This window comes from Achromobacter deleyi (assembly GCF_902859705.1).
Taxonomy (GTDB): Bacteria; Pseudomonadota; Gammaproteobacteria; order Burkholderiales; family Burkholderiaceae_B; genus Achromobacter; species Achromobacter deleyi.
Map to the genome: position 1 here is coordinate 1 of NZ_CADIJO010000004.1, position 15,029 is coordinate 15,029.

The following is a 15,029-nucleotide window of genomic DNA, read 5'->3' on the forward strand; positions in this document are numbered from 1 at the left end:
ACCTTGCCGTCGGTGTTGGACAGGCTCGCGGCTTTAACGTCGATTGAACCGCCGTACAAGCCGCCGCCCTGGTTCTGCAAGGCGCCGGTGTTGGCGACGGTGAGCTTGCCGTCCGCCTGCGCAACGCCGTTGCGGTTGTCCAGGCTGGCCGCCTGGATATCAGCCGTGCCGCCCAGAAGCTTGCCGCCCTGGTTGTTCAAGGCGCCGGCCGTTTCCACGCGCAGCGCGCCGTTGGCTTGGACGGTACCGCCTTGGTTGTTGATGCCGGCCGTTCCCCGCAGCGCCACGCTGTCGCCCGAGACGACGCCGCTTGCCGTATTGACGATGGATTGGCCGGTGATGGCCACCGCGCCAGCGCCGGCCAGGGTGCCAGCGGTGTTGTCGACCGCGCCCGCGACGTTGGCCGTCAAGGCTCCGCCGCTGGTGAGCTTGCCGCCGGTGTTGTCCAGGCTGGATGCGCGCAGCAACACCGAGCCGCCGTACACGGAACCGGCGCGATTGGTGATTGCGCCGTTGGCGTCCAACGTCAGTGCACCGCCCGCGACGAATTTTCCGCCCGACAGACCCAGCACATCGGCCGTGACCGTAGCGTTGCCGCCGGCCATCAGCGTGCCGGCATTCTGCAGGCCGCTGACCTGTACGCTCAATGCCCCCAAGGGACTGATGGAACCATCGGCCTGCAGGCCCGCAGTGAAGGCGCCGCGATTGTCCAGTTGCCGTGCCACGACACTGGCGTTGCCCGCCGAGGACATGGCTCCAGTGTTGGTGACCGAGCCGGGCGCGTTGAGCGCCAGCGCGCCGCCCGCCGTGACCGTACCGCCGTTGACGATGTCGCGTCCGCTTTGCACCGACAGGTCAGTGGCAGCCTGCATGCGGCCAGACGGCAGAATCTTGACGTCGCCATTGGCGCTGACGGTCAGCGTGCCGGTCAGCGCAGCCAGGTTGCCGCCGATGTTTACGCCAACGCCCGCTTCGGTGCCAACCAGCCGGATGCTGTTGGCGTACATGCCGCCCAAGGCCGCCACGTCGATCGAGACACCCGTGGTGCCTCCCACGCCGGACAGGGCTGAGACGTCGATACCGTCATACCCGACGCGCGCCGGCCCGGCCACCACATTCAAGCGGTCCGCCCAGACCTGGGCATTCAGTTCCAGCGTGCGGGCCAGCAGATCCAATTGGCTGAGATTGGCGCCGTACAGGCCCGCGCCTTCGATGGCCAAGCGGCCGCTGGCGATATCAAAGCCCAGTGCACCATCCGGCCCCACGACCGGCTTGCCAGTGGTCAGCGTGGCGCGATTGGCATTCAAGAAGCCGCAGCCGTTGCAGGTGATGCCGGCCGGATTCGCAACAATGACGTTCGCCCGATTACCGGCCACTTCCAGCATGCCGCGCAGTTGCGAGGGATTGGGCGCCGTGACCTGGTTCAGGATGGTGGTGGCACGCTGATTACCCAGCATGGGGTTGCCCGCCACCTGCCCCGCCACCTGAGTCTGGCTGGCCGCGCCGCTGTTGTTGAGCACCACGCCGGACGGGCCGACGTTGAACTGCGTGTAGCGGTTGTTGGACACCCCACCGGCCGAAGGCGGTGCAATGTTCACCACCGGCACGCCATTGGCCACGCCCACCACGGGCTTCTGCCCGGCCACGTTCTGGTCTACCGAAATCGGCAAGGTCTGCGCCAGCACGGGCGTCCAGATCTGCGTGTAGAGGACCAACCAGAGAACTGCGGAGCGAAGCTTGGACATAGCGTGGCGAATCTCGGTAGAGGTGGGTCGACCCATGGCGAGGCAACCCGCAAAGCAATGTGTGAAGCGACTTGTGGCGCGACTCGGGTCGCGGCACGTCATGCGGCAGGCGGCGCGCCAGGCGCCGCCCGGGCTTAGAACTCGAACATCAGCGTGGCGGCGAAGACCGTGCTTTGCGTCTTGAGGTTGTCGGGCTTTTTCAGGGGCCACCCGGCCGACAGGTCGTAGCTGGCGTTGACATAGGGCATGGCGATGCGCCCGCGCAATCCGGCGACCGCACCGACCAGGGTGCGGCCCGTCAGGTACTGGGCAGACGGGCCGCCAACGCGACCGGCGTCCAGGCCGGTATAGAGCTGCTGGCCCAGATTGCCCAGGTTCAGCGACAGGTCGTTGCGCAGCGTCCAGCCGTCTTCCGAAGCCAGGGTCATCTGGCCATCGAAGCCGCGCACCGCATAGCGGTTGCCGATGGTGAAGTAGTCGGCGGGCACGACGGGCGTCTTGGCGTGCTGGATCTGCCAGTTGGCCTGGTAGGCCATCTGCTGGCCCGCCACCTTGAACGGCAGATACAGGCCGGCGTTGGCCGACAGCAGCGTGCTGCGCCCGTTCCAGTCGGGATCGCCGTAGACGTAGCCGGACTGGTTGGAAAATTGTGGCAGCGTGCCGCGCACGCCGCCGCCGATATCCAGCACCACCTGGTCGATGTACTGCCGGTGGCCATAGCTGAATTCATAGCCGACCACATCACGCCGCTGCACTTCGATGTCGACGTCATTGAGCGTGCTGTTGGCGCGCTTGCGCAGGAACTTCAGCACGGCGGTGCCCTTGTAGCTGGCGCCGCGGTAAGGCACGACGGACACGCCGGCCTCGATCTGCTTGCTGGTGCCGCCGTAGACGATGGGTTCGTCAAAGCCGGCGACCGTCTGGCGATAGCGCGATTTGCTGGCGCCCGCGAACAGGGTCCAGTAGCCGAACGGAATGCTGTAGTTGATGGACGCGGCGCGCGAACCGGCGTCGCTGTTGCGCAGGTCGGCGTTGCTGTTCCAGGACACGGACAGCTGGTCGTATAGGAACAACGGCGAATCCAGCGTAAGGCCGGCGTTGACCTGGTTCTTGCCGGTGGATTCCAGGCCGGCGTTGTCACCGCCCAGGTAGGCATGCCAGCGCTTGCCGGTGCCGGGCTTGATGATGATGTCGGATTCGCCCAGCTCGGGGCCAGGGGCCACGTCGATGGTGGCGTCCGCCTGACCAGCCAGGCGGCGGATGTTCTCCAGGGCCTGGTCCAGGTCGCGCTGGTTGACGTCGCCGCCTGGCCAGGTCGGCAAGGCGGTGCGCCACCAGCCGGGCGCGCCGTCGCTTTTGACGCCGGAAATGCGGCCGGGCACAAAGCGCAGGGTCAGCGTGCCGCTGGCCAGCGATTGCTCGGGCACCAGCACGCGCGCGGTGATCAGGCCACGGTCGATCAAGCGGGCCATCAGGTGTTCTTGCAGCAGGCGCAGGCCCTGGCCGCCCACGCAGGGGCCCAGGGCGGCTTCGCTTTCGCGGCGCAGCCAGCCGGGGGGCTCGGGGCCATCCCAGATGACCTGACCCAGCGTGAAGCACGGCGATTCGGCCGGAAAAGCCAGGGGCCCTTCGCCGGCAACAGGGGCGGCCGGCGCAGACAACACGTCCGGCCGCTCGGCGGCGCGGGCGCGCTGGGCGTCCAGTTCCTGTTCCTGGCGTCGCTGGATCTCGCTGGCGCGCGAGGCGGCGTCGGCGGGCAGGGTCTGCGCCGCAACCGGGGAAAAACCGATGAAATGGGCCGCCATGGCCACAGGCAACAGCAACCCGGGAAGGCGCCTCTGCCGGAGGCGGCTTCGCAGTATGGACTTGTGCACTTGTTTCTTATTGAAATGACTAGTTTCTACCAATAACGGTAGGAACTTGGACTAATTAAGCGCACATCTCAATTTATGCCGTTTGTTGACGAATAATCCGGCATACATAGCGACGGGACGCACGTATGGAGGTACATGTTTCGTAACAGCTGACTGCCCCGTTAACTTATCTCGGTGCGTGGACGCGTTGCTATAGGAAGAATCTGAAATCGGGTGAGGAAAATTCCGCGGGGCGACGTGAACGCCGCCCCCGGCCGGCTATGCCAAAATCGCGCCCATGCCGACCGATAACCGCCTCGTTCCCGCCGCCCTCGCCGCCCAGACGGCACAACTACCCGCCGCCTGGCAGGCCGCGCTGCACGCCCCGCGCGTGGCCGACGCCCTGCAAGCCGTGACCGCCCATGTGGAAAAACGGTTGGCCGAGGGTGCCGTGGTGTACCCGGCCACGCCGTTTCGGGCGCTGCACGGCCTGGCGCCGTCGGACGTGCGGGTGGTGATCCTGGGACAAGACCCCTATCACGGCCCGGGCCAGGCCCAGGGCCTGGCGTTTTCGGTGCCGGATGACTGCAAGCGCCCGCCCAGCCTGCGCAACATCTTCAATGAGATCGCCCAGGAATACCCCGGTACGGCGCTGCCCGCCGGCAATGACCTGAGCCCCTGGGCCGACCAGGGCGTGCTGCTGCTCAATACCGCATTGACGGTGGAAGACGGCCAGCCGGCATCCCATGCCAAGCGCGGCTGGGAAACGGTGACCGACGCGTTGATTGCGTTGGTGGCCCAAGACCCCTCGCCCAAGGCATTTTTGCTGTGGGGCGCCCATGCCCAGGCCAAACAGGCGTTGCTTCCCAGCAACAGCGGCCACCTGGTGCTGATGTCCAATCACCCGTCGCCGCTGTCCGCCCGGCGCCCCCCGGTGCCGTTCCTGGGCTGCGGGCACTTCCTGGCGACCAATCGCTGGCTGGCCGACCAAGGGAAAAACCCTATTGATTGGGCGCTGGACAAAAAAATAATTCCCATGCAGGGCGAATTCGGGTTATGATCGCCGCACTGCACAAAACGAGTTCGGCATTTACCGCCTTGATTTAGCGGAAGTTTTAGCAGTCTGCCGGGCAACCAAGCCCGAGCCCCATGCCGAACATCATCGATTCCTGACCTCCTTTCCTTTCGCCCTGCGTTCCAAGCAGTATCAAGAGAACGCGCCACGCGCACGGTTGATTCGGTCGGCACGATGCTCCATCAACCGTCGCCTGGATCCGGCCGCCTAATCCCCTGGCCCGACCAAGCACTGCGTCGCATTTTTCGCGGCAAGGGAAAGTAATGTCTTTCGAAACCCTGGGTCTCGCACCCGCCCTGTTGTCGGCCGTTCAAGAAGCTGGCTTCAGCACCCCCACCCCCGTTCAAGCGTCGGCCATTCCGCAAGCGCTGGCCGGCCACGACCTGATGGTGTCCTCGCAGACGGGCAGCGGCAAGACCGCCGCCTTCATGCTGCCGGCCCTGCACCGCATTGCCCAGATGCCCGCCAACAAGGGCGTCGGCGTGCAAGTGCTGGTCCTGACCCCGACCCGCGAACTGGCCCTGCAAGTTACCGAAGCCACCGCCACCTACGGCCGCAAACTGGCCGACCTGCGCACCGCCACCGTCGTCGGCGGCATGCCCTACGGCGCCCAACTGAAGGCGCTGTCGCGCCGCGTTGACGTGCTGGTCGCCACCCCCGGCCGCCTGATCGACCACCTGCAGTCGGGCCGCGTCAAGCTCAACACCGTGCACACGCTGGTGCTGGACGAAGCCGACCGCATGCTGGACATGGGCTTCATTGAAGATATCGAGACCATCGTCAGCCGCCTGCCCGCAGAACGCCAGACGCTGCTGTTCTCGGCCACCCTGGACGGCACCATCGCCAAGCTGGCGGCGCGCATGATGCGCGACCCGCAGCGTATCGAGATGGCCGGCTCCAAGGAAAAGCACACCAACATCACGCAAAGCCTGCTGTACGCGGACGACGCCAGCCACAAGATGCAGCTGCTCGACCACGTGCTGCGCGACGCCTCGCTGGACCAGGCCATTGTCTTCACGTCGACCAAGCGCGGCGCTGACGACCTGGCCGACCGCCTGGCCGACCAAGGCTTTGCCGCCGCTGCCCTGCACGGCGACATGAACCAGCGCCAACGCACCCGTACGCTGTCGCAACTGCAACGCGGCCAGCTGCGCATTCTGGTTGCCACCGACGTGGCCGCTCGCGGCATCGACGTGCAAGGCATCAGCCACGCCGTCAACTTCGACCTGCCGATGCAAGCCGAAGACTACGTGCACCGTATCGGCCGTACCGGCCGCGCCGGCCGCAACGGCCTGGCGTTCACGCTGGCCACGCACTCCGAGCGCCACAAGGTTCGCCGCATCGAGCACTACATCGGCCAATCGATCACCCCTGAAGTGATCGCCGGCCTGGAACCCAAGCGCACCCCGCGTCCGTCGACCGGCGCTGCGCCGCGCGGCGGCAAGCCTTTCGGCAAGCGCCCCGGCGGTTTCGGCGGCGGTTACCAAGGCAACCGTGACGGCGGCTCGCGTGAAGGCCGTTCGTTCGGCGGCCCGCGTGGCGAGTTCAAGCCGCGTGAAGGCGGTTACCAAGGCGCCCGCGACGGCGCCCCGCGCGAAGGCGGCTACCAAGGCAATCGCCCGTTCGGCGACCGCCCGGCCCGCTCGTTCAGCGATCGCCCCAGCTTCGGCGACCGTCCCCAACGCGAAGGCGGCTACCAGGGCAATCGTCCCTTCGGTGATCGCCCCCAGCGTGAAGGCGGCTTCCGTGGCGCCGACCGTGATTCGCGCCCCAGCTTCAGCGATCGTCCCAGCTTTGGCGACCGCCCCCAGCGCGATCCGCGTCCGTTCAACGAACGCGCTCCTCGTGAAGGCGGTTTCCGCGGCGCCGACCGTGACGCCCGTCCCAGCTTCAGCGATCGCCCCAGCTTTGGCGACCGTCCGCAGCGCGAAGGCGGCTTCCGTGGCGGCGACCGTCCGGAAGGCGGCTTCCGCGGCAAGCCCACGTTCGACAAGCGCCCCGGCGGCCCCGCCAAGCGCTTTGCCAAGCCGGCCGGCGACCGCCGCGGCTAAGCCCTGATCGGCACATCGACCAGCCGCCTGACGGCCTGTCGATTTCCCCCAGCAAACCCCGCGCCTGTCGCGGGGTTTGTTTTTTGGGAAAATGCGTGATTGCCCCGACGTCCTGATTCCTGCCATGCAACGCCCCGCTCCTGCCAATCTGCCCCCGCTTTCCCCCGCCGCCCAGGCACACAGCGATGCCGCCAGTGCGCACCTGCGCGCCGCGATCGCCGCCGCCTCGGGCTGGCTGCCGTTTGACCACTGGATGGCGGAAGCGCTTTACGCCCCCGGGCTGGGCTATTACGCCGCAGGCAACGTGAAGCTGGCCGAACCCGAGGCCGATGGCCGCGCGCCTGCCGGCGACTTCGTCACCGCACCCCAGCTGACGCCCTTGTTCGCGCGCACCTTGGCGCGCCAGGTGGCGCAGGTACTGCGCCAGACCGACACGCACCATGTTCTGGAATTCGGCGCCGGCACGGGCGCGCTGGCCGAAGGCGTACTGCACGAGCTGGATGCGTTGGGGCTGACCGACACCCAATACCTGATCCTGGAAGTGTCGGCCGACCTGCGCGCACGCCAGGCCGAACGGCTGGCGCCGTTCGGCGCGCGGGTGCAATGGCTGGATGCGCTGCCGCAGCGTTTCCGGGGCTGCGTGCTGGCCAATGAAGTGCTGGACGCGATGCCGGTATCGCTCTTCACCTGGGGCGCCGATGGCGCCGTGCTGGAACGCGGCGTGGCCGTCGATGCCACGCAGGGTTTTGTCTGGGAAGACCGCCCGGCCTCGCCGCGCCTGGCCGCCGCGGTCCAAGCGCGCATGCCGGCCCTGCCCGGCTACGTGTCCGAAATCAATCTGCAGGGCGAAGCCTGGATCGATGCGATGGGCGGCTGGCTGGAACAGGGCGCGGCGCTGCTGGTGGACTACGGTTTTCCGCGCAGCGAGTACTACCACCCGCAACGCGCGGGCGGCACGCTGATGTGCCACCTGCGCCACCATGCACACGGCGATCCCTTCACCGCGCCCGGGCTGCAGGACATCACCGCGCACGTGGATTTCACCGCCATGGCAGACGCCGCGATGGCGGCCGGGCTGCAGGTGCTGGGCTATACCTCGCAGGCGCGCTTCCTGATGAACGCGGGCCTGATGGAACTGCTGGCGCAGCTGGACCCGTCGGATGCGCAAGCCTATGCGCAGGCAGTGGCTCCGGTGCAGAAGCTGCTGTCGGAAGCCGAGATGGGCGAGCTGTTCAAGGTGCTGGCGGTGGGGCGAGGCATGACGGAACCCTTGATCGGCTTTGCCCGCGGCGACCGCCTGGGCAAGCTGTAAGGCGCCGGGCCGGCGACCAGGCGCTTGCAGGGCAAGCGCCGCCAAGCCGCCTTGCGCGCCGGCCGGCATCACGCCCCCGCCATCAACCCGCGCGTAACCGCTGCAAACGTGCATCGCGCACGCTTTGTTTGATGCGCGCCGGGTCGCCCGCGCAGCCCCGGGCGATAGCGCCCGCATCCACCCCGCGCACGGCATCCACGCGGGCATGCCAGGCATCACGGTCCACCGGCTGCAACACCGCAACGGTATCCAGCAGATCGAAAAAGCGTTCGGGCTTGCGCAGCGCGTCGGCGCGTTCCATCAGCGCCAGTTGTGCATCGGCGGCGTTCGCGCCGGCCGCCTGGGCGGCATCCAGCCCCGCCAGCATCTCGGGCAGCAGACGCGCGTAGTCGTTGCATTCGGCCGGCACGCGCAGGCGCCGGCCCAGGGCTTCGCGCTCGGGCGACAGCCGGCACAGCAGCGCATAGCGGCCCGGCAGCGCCAGGCCTGACGAAGCGGCGCGGTCGATGTCGGCACCGGTGATTTCCGAGCCCTGCAATTCGGGCATGACGCGCGCCAGCGCGCCGGATTGTCGCAGGATGTCGAGCATGCGCGACGGCGCGGCGGCCATCAGGCCACGCGACAGTTCTTTCCAGACGCGCTCGGCCACCAGGGCGTCGGCCTCACCGGCATCGACCATGCGGCGGCACAGTTCCAGGGTTTCGGGCGCCACGCTGAAATCGGCAAAGCGCGCGGTGAAGCGGGCCAGGCGCAGGATGCGCACCGGGTCTTCCTCGAACGCCTCGCCCACGTGGCGAAACACGCGCGCCTGCACGTCGGCCGCGCCACCCAGGGGGTCGACCAGCGTGCCATCCGGACGCTGTGCGATGGCATTGACGGTCAGGTCGCGGCGGCGCAGGTCTTCTTCGAGCGTGACGTCGGCGCCGGTATAGAAGGTAAAGCCCTTATAGCCGCGCCCCGATTTGCGTTCGGTGCGCGCCAGCGCGTATTCCTCTTTGGTGACCGGGTGCAGGAACACCGGAAAGTCGCCGCCCACCGGGATGAAGCCGCGCCGCGCCATGTCTTCGGGCGTGGCGCCGACCACCACCCAGTCGTGATCGCCAGGCGTCAGGCCGAGCAGCGCATCACGCACTGCCCCCCCCACGATGAACACCTGCAAACCCTGCGTTGCCACGTCTTGCGTCATGGCAGGTTGGTGGTTTCAGCGCCCAGCGGCACGATGTTGCCCAGGCGCTCTTTCAGGGACTGCGACTGGCCGCTGAACATGGCGGCGTAATAGACCGCGTTGGACATCACGTTCTTGACGTAGGTGCGCGTTTCGTTGAACGGGATGGTCTCGGCAAAGATCGCGCCTTCGACGGGGTGCGTGAAGGTCGAACGCCAGTTGTGCGGCCGACGCGGCCCCGCGTTGTAGCCGGCGCTGGCCAGCATCTGCGAGCCGTTCAGGTCGCGCAGCACCATGTTCAGGTAGTTGGTGCCCAGTTCGGTGTTGGTGTCGAAGTCATTGACGCTGTCGGGCGTGAAGTTGCTCATGCCGATCTTGCCGGCAACCCACTTGGCCGTGGCCGGCATCAGCTGCATCAGGCCCGAGGCGCCCACGTGCGAGCGTGCGTCCATGATGAAGCGCGATTCCTGGCGGATCAGGCCGTAGACCCAGGCCGGGTCCAGCGCAATGGCGTTGGCCTTGGCGGTGACGCGGCCTTCGAAGGGCGCGATGAAGCGCTGGCTGAAGTCGAATTCCTTTTCGGTGCGGTCGGACGTGTTGACCACGCGGTCGTAGATGTTTTCGGCGCGGGCCAGTTCAGCCGCGGCGATCAGCTGGCGGTCGGTCATGCCGCGCAGCGCGAAGTTCCATTCGGGCACGGCTTCCTGGCGCCAGCCCAGGCGGAACAGCTGCACGGCGCGGCGCAGGCCCGGGTTGGCCCGGGCTTCGGCGATTTCGCGGTCGCTGACGGGCGTGGCGCGCGGGGGCACGGTGATGCGCCGGCCCAGTTCTTCGGCCGACAGCTGGCCATAGAAATCGAAGCGGTCGGCGATGCTGGCGTAGGCCGCGTTGGCCTGGTCGCGACGGCCGGTGGCGGCCATGCCGCGCGCCTTCCAGTAGACCCACGACGGGTCCGCTTGCTGCGAGGCCGGCATCTGGTCGATGGACTCGATGACCCACTTCCAGTCGATCTTGGGCTGGCGCAGCGCGGCGCGTACCTTCCAGCCGGCGTTGTAGTCGGTCATGCGGATATGGCCGGCTTCGTGGTACCAGTCGTCGGCGCGGCTATCCAGGTTCAGCGCGGCCACCAGCGCGTACTGGCCGCGAATCCAGGCCAGGTTCGACTTGGTCATGGACTTGGCCCATTCGCGCCGCAGGTACGAATCGGCCACGTTGATGTCCGAACGCGCCAGGCGCGCCAGGGCAATGGTGACCAGCTCTTTTTCGTTGCGGCCCACGGGCAGGCGGTCTTGCCGTGTCAGCCAGCGCATCGGGTCCTTGATGAGGACGTCGTAGGTTTTCTGGTCGCGCGGCTCGAACATGTACTGCACGAACTTGCGGGCGTCGGTGGTCTTGTTGGCCTCGATGGCATCGCGCAGCTGGGGTTCGAGTTCGTCCCAGCCCAGGATGCGATCGGCCACCAGTTGGTCGTACAGCGCCCAGCAGGCGCCGCCCGGCGCAAAGGCGGCGATGGCCTGGGCGGCCGTGGCGCGCTGGCCGGTCATGTGCTTGGCGTCCAGAATGGCGCATTCGACCTGGGCGTTGGTGTTCTTGACGGGCGCGAGCTTGCGCACGGTTTCGAAGTCGCCGCTGCGCGCGGCGGCCAGCAGCCAGTCGGCGCGCAGGCGGTCGGCCAGGTAGGCATCGGGATTGCCGTTGATGAACTTCTGCAGGTCGGCGGTGGGCCGGCCCCCCGTGGGTGGGCTCCAGAGCTGGTAGCGCAGCAGCCAGTATTCGGGGTACATGCCCAGCGGATCGGACTTGGCTTGCGGCACCAGCGCGCCGAGCACCGACCATTGCTTGCGGTTCATGGCTTCACGCGCCGCCACCACGGCGGCCAGCGCGGGCGTGTCGCTGGTGGGCGGCAGGCCGGCCAGCACGGCCGGCGGCACGGCAATCGCCGGCTGCGGGGTCTGCACGGCAGGCTGGGGCTGCGGATTGACCGCGGCGGTGCGTTGCTGGGCGTCGACCGGCGCACAGGCCGCGGTGAACAAGGCCAGCAGCGGCAGCCAGCGGCGCAGGCCGGCGCGCGCGTCGGCGCCCTGCGGGGATTTCCCGGCGGATTTCTGATACCGTCCGAATTGCGAGGCCGGGGCCATGGCCAGGTCGTTGGGCGTGTGCTTCATGCGCCGGCCTTGCCAGCGGCTTGCGGGTCCGCGCAATGGTGCGCGCGGTTGTTGGTGTTATCGCTGATCCGCATTGTCGCCTTCATTTTTCACCCCTGTTACAGCTACCGCATGACTACGCAAAATACTCCAGAGGATACCGCAGTCCAGCTACGCACGCGATTGCGGAAATTGCGTGCCGAACTGCCCGAAGATCAACGCAGCCGCGGCGGTTTGCTGATGCGCGCGCGCCTGTTTACCTGGCTCAACGTGGCGCGCGACGAAGCCGTGCGCGCCGGCCGCCCGGCGCCGGCCACGGTGGCGGCCTTCTGGCCCATGGAAGACGAGCCCGACCTGCGCCCCTTGCTGGAACAATGGACCGACAACGGGGTGAAGGTGGCGCTGCCGGTGGTGCGCGAACGCAACGCCCCCCTGGTGTTCCTGCCCTGGACGCCGGACGCCGAGCTGCGCGCCGGCCCTTACGGTATCCAGGAACCCGTGCACGGCGCCGAGGTGCTGCCTGACGTGCTGCTGGTGCCCACGCTGGGCTATACCGAATCCGGCGACCGCCTGGGCTATGGCGGCGGCTATTACGACCGGACCCTGGCCGCGCTGCGCGACCGCGGCCACGCCTTCACCACCATCGGCGTGGCCTGGAGCTGCGGCGAACTGGACCCCGGCTACCTGCCGGCCGCCCACGATTTCCGCCTGGACGCGGTGATCACCCCGGACGGTTGGGTGCCGCATGCCCCGCAACAGGAACCCGGCCAGGGCGGCACCCTCCTGCACAGCTACACGATGCGCTGACGCACCAGAGTTGCCCCGGGGCTTGCACCAACCTGGTGCAAGCCCTATCATCTGACCCTTATATTCCGGGCTACCGCCTCACCGAGGCCCAGCCCGCGCCCCACAGCACGGCACGCCCGTCGCTCATCCCCCGCCCGCGGTTTTCCCCCACGGCGGTGTCACGAACCCACCACGCCCCCGCGCCGGGACCTTGCCGGCCACCTCGACCGCCCCTCGCCACGCCCTGGGCGCCTGTCGTTTCCCCGGGGGCTGGCCACACGAGGCCCAGGGGAGGATATGCTTGCCCAAGGGCGGCCCCGTTTGTCCGCGCAAAGCTGGCATGCGGGTTGCTTATTCATTCAGACCGGTCTGCACGGACCGGATAACGGCCGCGCCCAAGCCGGCCGTCAGCATCTGCAACGGAGGAGCCATGAAGGACAGACCATCCCGTCCAGCCGCCTATGACGAGATGCGCGACAGCGCAGGCGGCATACGCTCCCATTACCAGGCCTTCGAGCGCTGGCACGACGAGCAATCCGCGGAAGCCATGGCGGCGCGCCGCCTGGAAGCCGACCTGAGCTTTCGCCGGGTAGGCATCACCTTTTCGGTGGCCGGCGACGCGGCCGGCACCGAACGCCTGATTCCCTTCGACATGATCCCGCGGATCATTCCCGCCGACGAATGGCGCCGCCTGGAAGCCGGCCTGAAGCAGCGCGTGCGCGCGCTGAACATGTTCATCCACGACATCTATCACGGCCACGACATCGTGCGCGCCGGCATCGTGCCGGCCGAACAGGTGTTCCTGAACGCCCAGTACCGCCCCGAGATGCAGGACGTGGACGTGGCCGAGGACATCTACTGCCACATTGCGGGCGTGGACATCGTGCGCGCCGGCGCTGGCGAATTCTATGTGCTGGAAGACAACCTGCGGGTGCCGTCCGGCGTGTCGTACATGCTGGAAAACCGCAAAATGTCGATGCGTCTGATGCCCGACGCGTTCAGCCGCATCAAGGTCGAACCCGTCGCGCACTACCCCGACCTGTTGCTGGACAACCTGCGCGAAGTGGCGCCACACGGCGGCGACGACCCGACCGTGGTGGTGCTGACGCCGGGCATGTACAACTCGGCCTATTTCGAGCACGCCTTCCTGGCGCAGCAGATGGGCGTGGAACTGGTCGAAGGCCAGGACCTGTTCGTGGAACAGAACACGGTGTACATGCGCACCACGCAAGGGCCGCGCAAGGTCGACGTGATCTACCGCCGGCTGGACGACGACTTCCTGGACCCGCTGTCGTTCCGGGCCGATTCTGCGCTGGGCGTGCCCGGCCTGCTGTCGGTGTACCGCGCCGGCCGCGTGACGCTGGCCAACGCCATCGGCACGGGTATTGCCGACGACAAGTCCACCTATCTGTATGTGCCCGACATGATCCGCTTCTACCTGAGCGAAGAACCGATCCTGTCGAACGTGCCGACCTGGCGCTGCGGCCGTCCCGAAGAGCTGTCCCACGTGATGGCCAACATGCACGAACTGGTGGTCAAGGAAGTGCACGGCGCCGGCGGCTACGGCATGCTGGTGGGGCCGTCGGCCTCGCGCGCCGAGGTCGAAGCCTTCAAGGACCGCGTGCGCGCCAACCCGGCCAACTACATCGCGCAGCCCACGCTGGCGCTGTCCACCGTGCCCACCTATGTCGAGTCGGGCGTGGCGCCGCGCCACGTCGACCTGCGGCCGTATGTGCTTTGCGGCAAGGACATCCGCACCGTGCCCGGCGGCCTGTGCCGCGTGGCGCTGACCGAAGGCTCGCTGGTGGTCAACAGCAGCCAGGGCGGCGGCACCAAGGACACCTGGGTTCTGGAGGAATAACGATGCTGAGCCGAACCGCCGACAACCTGTTCTGGATGTGCCGCTACATCGAGCGCGCCGAGAACACCGCCCGCATGCTGGACGTGAACCTGCAGATGTCGCTGCTGCCGCAAGACGCGCAGACCCGCGAGGGCTCGTGGAACGCCGTGCTGCGCATCTCGGAACTGCAAGGCCTGTACCGCGCCAAGCACGACGTCATTTCGCCACACGACGTGCTGCAGTACATGGTGCGCGACCCCGAGAACCCGTCGTCCATCTACACCTGCATGCGCGCCGCCCGCGAGAATGCGCGCGCCGTGCGCGGCAGCCTGACCACCGAAGTCTGGGAGACCTACAACACCACCTGGCTGGAACTGCTCAAGCACCTGCACACCGGCCTGCTGGAACGCAACCCGGGTGAATTCTTCGAGTGGGTGAAGTTCCGTTCGCATCTGGCCCGCGGCGTCACCATCGGCACCATGCTCGAAGACGAGGCGCTGTACTTCCTGCGCATCGGCATGCACCTGGAACGCGCCGACAACACCGCACGCATGCTGGACGTGAAGTTCCACGAGCGCGACGGCAGCGGCGCTGCACCGCCCAATGGCTCGCAGCAACAACAGCAGCAGGACGGCCGCGTCGACGGCAATGGCGGCGGCAATAACGGCGCCACAAGCGGCCTGCAAAGCGAGTTCTACCGCTGGTCGGCGCTGCTCAGTTCGGTGTCGGGGCTGGAGATCTATCGCAAGGTATACCGCGACGTCATCACGCCGGACCGCGTGGCCGAACTCTTGATCCTGCACCCCGACATGCCGCGTTCGCTGCTGGCGTCGATGCGGGCGGTGTCCGAGGACCTGGCGCGCGTGTCGAACCAACGCTCGACCGAAACGCAGCGCCGCGCAGGCATGCTGTGCGCAGAGCTGCAATTCGGCCGCGTCGAAGACATTCTGCAGAGCGGCCTGCACCAGTACCTGGAGCACTTCCTGGACCGTATCAACGATCTGGGCAACCGCATCAGCCAGGACTTCCTGGTGCCGCTGTCGGCATGACAAGGAGAC

Annotated in this window: 10 protein-coding genes; 6 read left to right on the forward strand and 4 right to left on the reverse strand. The window is 67.5% G+C overall.

The genetic code is table 11. The features are described from left to right. Both HV798_RS07075 and HV798_RS07080 read right to left on the reverse strand, forming a co-directional pair. On the reverse strand, window positions 1–1,745 hold a 1,745-nt coding region (locus HV798_RS07075), incomplete at its 3' end, for a two-partner secretion domain-containing protein (RefSeq protein WP_175192454.1). 134 nt (window positions 1,746–1,879) lie between these two features. Then, the gene (locus HV798_RS07080; protein ID WP_246288610.1) at window positions 1,880–3,550 is read right to left on the reverse strand and encodes a ShlB/FhaC/HecB family hemolysin secretion/activation protein; all 1,671 of its coding nucleotides are present in this window, start codon (window positions 3,548–3,550) and stop codon (window positions 1,880–1,882) included. Between the two features lie 346 nt (window positions 3,551–3,896). Here HV798_RS07080 and HV798_RS07085 point away from each other — a divergent pair, with 346 nt between their 5' ends. The 3 genes from HV798_RS07085 (at window position 3,897) to HV798_RS07095 (ending at window position 8,036) form a co-directional block, all read left to right on the forward strand. Continuing rightward, window positions 3,897–4,658 (forward strand): uracil-DNA glycosylase, encoded by a 762-nt coding sequence (locus HV798_RS07085; RefSeq protein ID WP_175192452.1) that lies wholly within the window; start codon window positions 3,897–3,899, stop codon window positions 4,656–4,658. A gap of 278 nt (window positions 4,659–4,936) precedes the next feature. Continuing rightward, complete coding sequence (locus HV798_RS07090) at window positions 4,937–6,724, forward strand: DEAD/DEAH box helicase (RefSeq protein ID WP_175192451.1); 1,788 nt, start codon at window positions 4,937–4,939, stop codon at window positions 6,722–6,724. 124 nt (window positions 6,725–6,848) lie between these two features. Continuing rightward, the gene (locus HV798_RS07095) at window positions 6,849–8,036 is read left to right on the forward strand and encodes a class I SAM-dependent methyltransferase (protein ID WP_175192450.1); all 1,188 of its coding nucleotides are present in this window, start codon (window positions 6,849–6,851) and stop codon (window positions 8,034–8,036) included. Between the two features lie 82 nt (window positions 8,037–8,118). Here the strand turns inward: HV798_RS07095 and HV798_RS07100 are convergent, their stop codons facing one another. Together HV798_RS07100 and HV798_RS07105 are read right to left on the reverse strand one after the other, a co-directional pair. Next, window positions 8,119–9,222, reverse strand: coding sequence for a tRNA nucleotidyltransferase/poly(A) polymerase-related protein (locus tag HV798_RS07100; protein ID WP_175192449.1), 1,104 nt, complete (start codon window positions 9,220–9,222; stop codon window positions 8,119–8,121). Beyond that, entirely contained in the window at window positions 9,219–11,366 is a 2,148-nt protein-coding gene (locus tag HV798_RS07105; RefSeq protein WP_425486127.1) for a transglycosylase SLT domain-containing protein, read from the reverse strand. Before HV798_RS07105 ends, HV798_RS07100 begins: the two co-directional genes overlap by 4 nt. 111 nt (window positions 11,367–11,477) lie before the next feature. Between HV798_RS07105 and HV798_RS07110 the strand changes: the two genes are divergently transcribed. The 3 genes from HV798_RS07110 (at window position 11,478) to HV798_RS07120 (ending at window position 15,020) form a co-directional block, all read left to right on the forward strand. After that, window positions 11,478–12,152, forward strand: a complete 675-nt coding sequence (locus HV798_RS07110; protein ID WP_175192448.1) for a 5-formyltetrahydrofolate cyclo-ligase — start codon at window positions 11,478–11,480, stop codon at window positions 12,150–12,152. A gap of 409 nt (window positions 12,153–12,561) precedes the next feature. Further along, window positions 12,562–13,992 (forward strand): circularly permuted type 2 ATP-grasp protein, encoded by a 1,431-nt coding sequence (locus HV798_RS07115; protein WP_025136207.1) that lies wholly within the window; start codon window positions 12,562–12,564, stop codon window positions 13,990–13,992. A gap of 2 nt (window positions 13,993–13,994) precedes the next feature. Continuing rightward, window positions 13,995–15,020: an alpha-E domain-containing protein gene (locus HV798_RS07120; RefSeq protein ID WP_175192447.1), complete on the forward strand. Its 1,026-nt coding sequence runs from the start codon at window positions 13,995–13,997 to the stop codon at window positions 15,018–15,020. The last annotated feature ends 9 nt before the right edge of the window (window positions 15,021–15,029 follow it).

Bases quoted from the DNA above. Each gene is read 5' to 3' on its own strand.
- HV798_RS07080 (WP_246288610.1), bottom strand. From the start codon at position 3,550: ATGGCGGCCCATTTCATCGGTTTTTCCCCGGTTGCGGCGCAGACCCTG.
- HV798_RS07085 (WP_175192452.1), top strand. From the start codon at position 3,897: ATGCCGACCGATAACCGCCTCGTTCCCGCCGCCCTCGCCGCCCAGACG.
- HV798_RS07090 (WP_175192451.1), top strand. From the start codon at position 4,937: ATGTCTTTCGAAACCCTGGGTCTCGCACCCGCCCTGTTGTCGGCCGTT.
- HV798_RS07095 (WP_175192450.1), top strand. From the start codon at position 6,849: ATGCAACGCCCCGCTCCTGCCAATCTGCCCCCGCTTTCCCCCGCCGCC.
- HV798_RS07100 (WP_175192449.1), bottom strand. From the start codon at position 9,222: ATGACGCAAGACGTGGCAACGCAGGGTTTGCAGGTGTTCATCGTGGGG.
- HV798_RS07105 (WP_425486127.1), bottom strand. From the start codon at position 11,366: ATGAAGCACACGCCCAACGACCTGGCCATGGCCCCGGCCTCGCAATTC.
- HV798_RS07110 (WP_175192448.1), top strand. From the start codon at position 11,478: ATGACTACGCAAAATACTCCAGAGGATACCGCAGTCCAGCTACGCACG.
- HV798_RS07115 (WP_025136207.1), top strand. From the start codon at position 12,562: ATGAAGGACAGACCATCCCGTCCAGCCGCCTATGACGAGATGCGCGAC.
- HV798_RS07120 (WP_175192447.1), top strand. From the start codon at position 13,995: ATGCTGAGCCGAACCGCCGACAACCTGTTCTGGATGTGCCGCTACATC.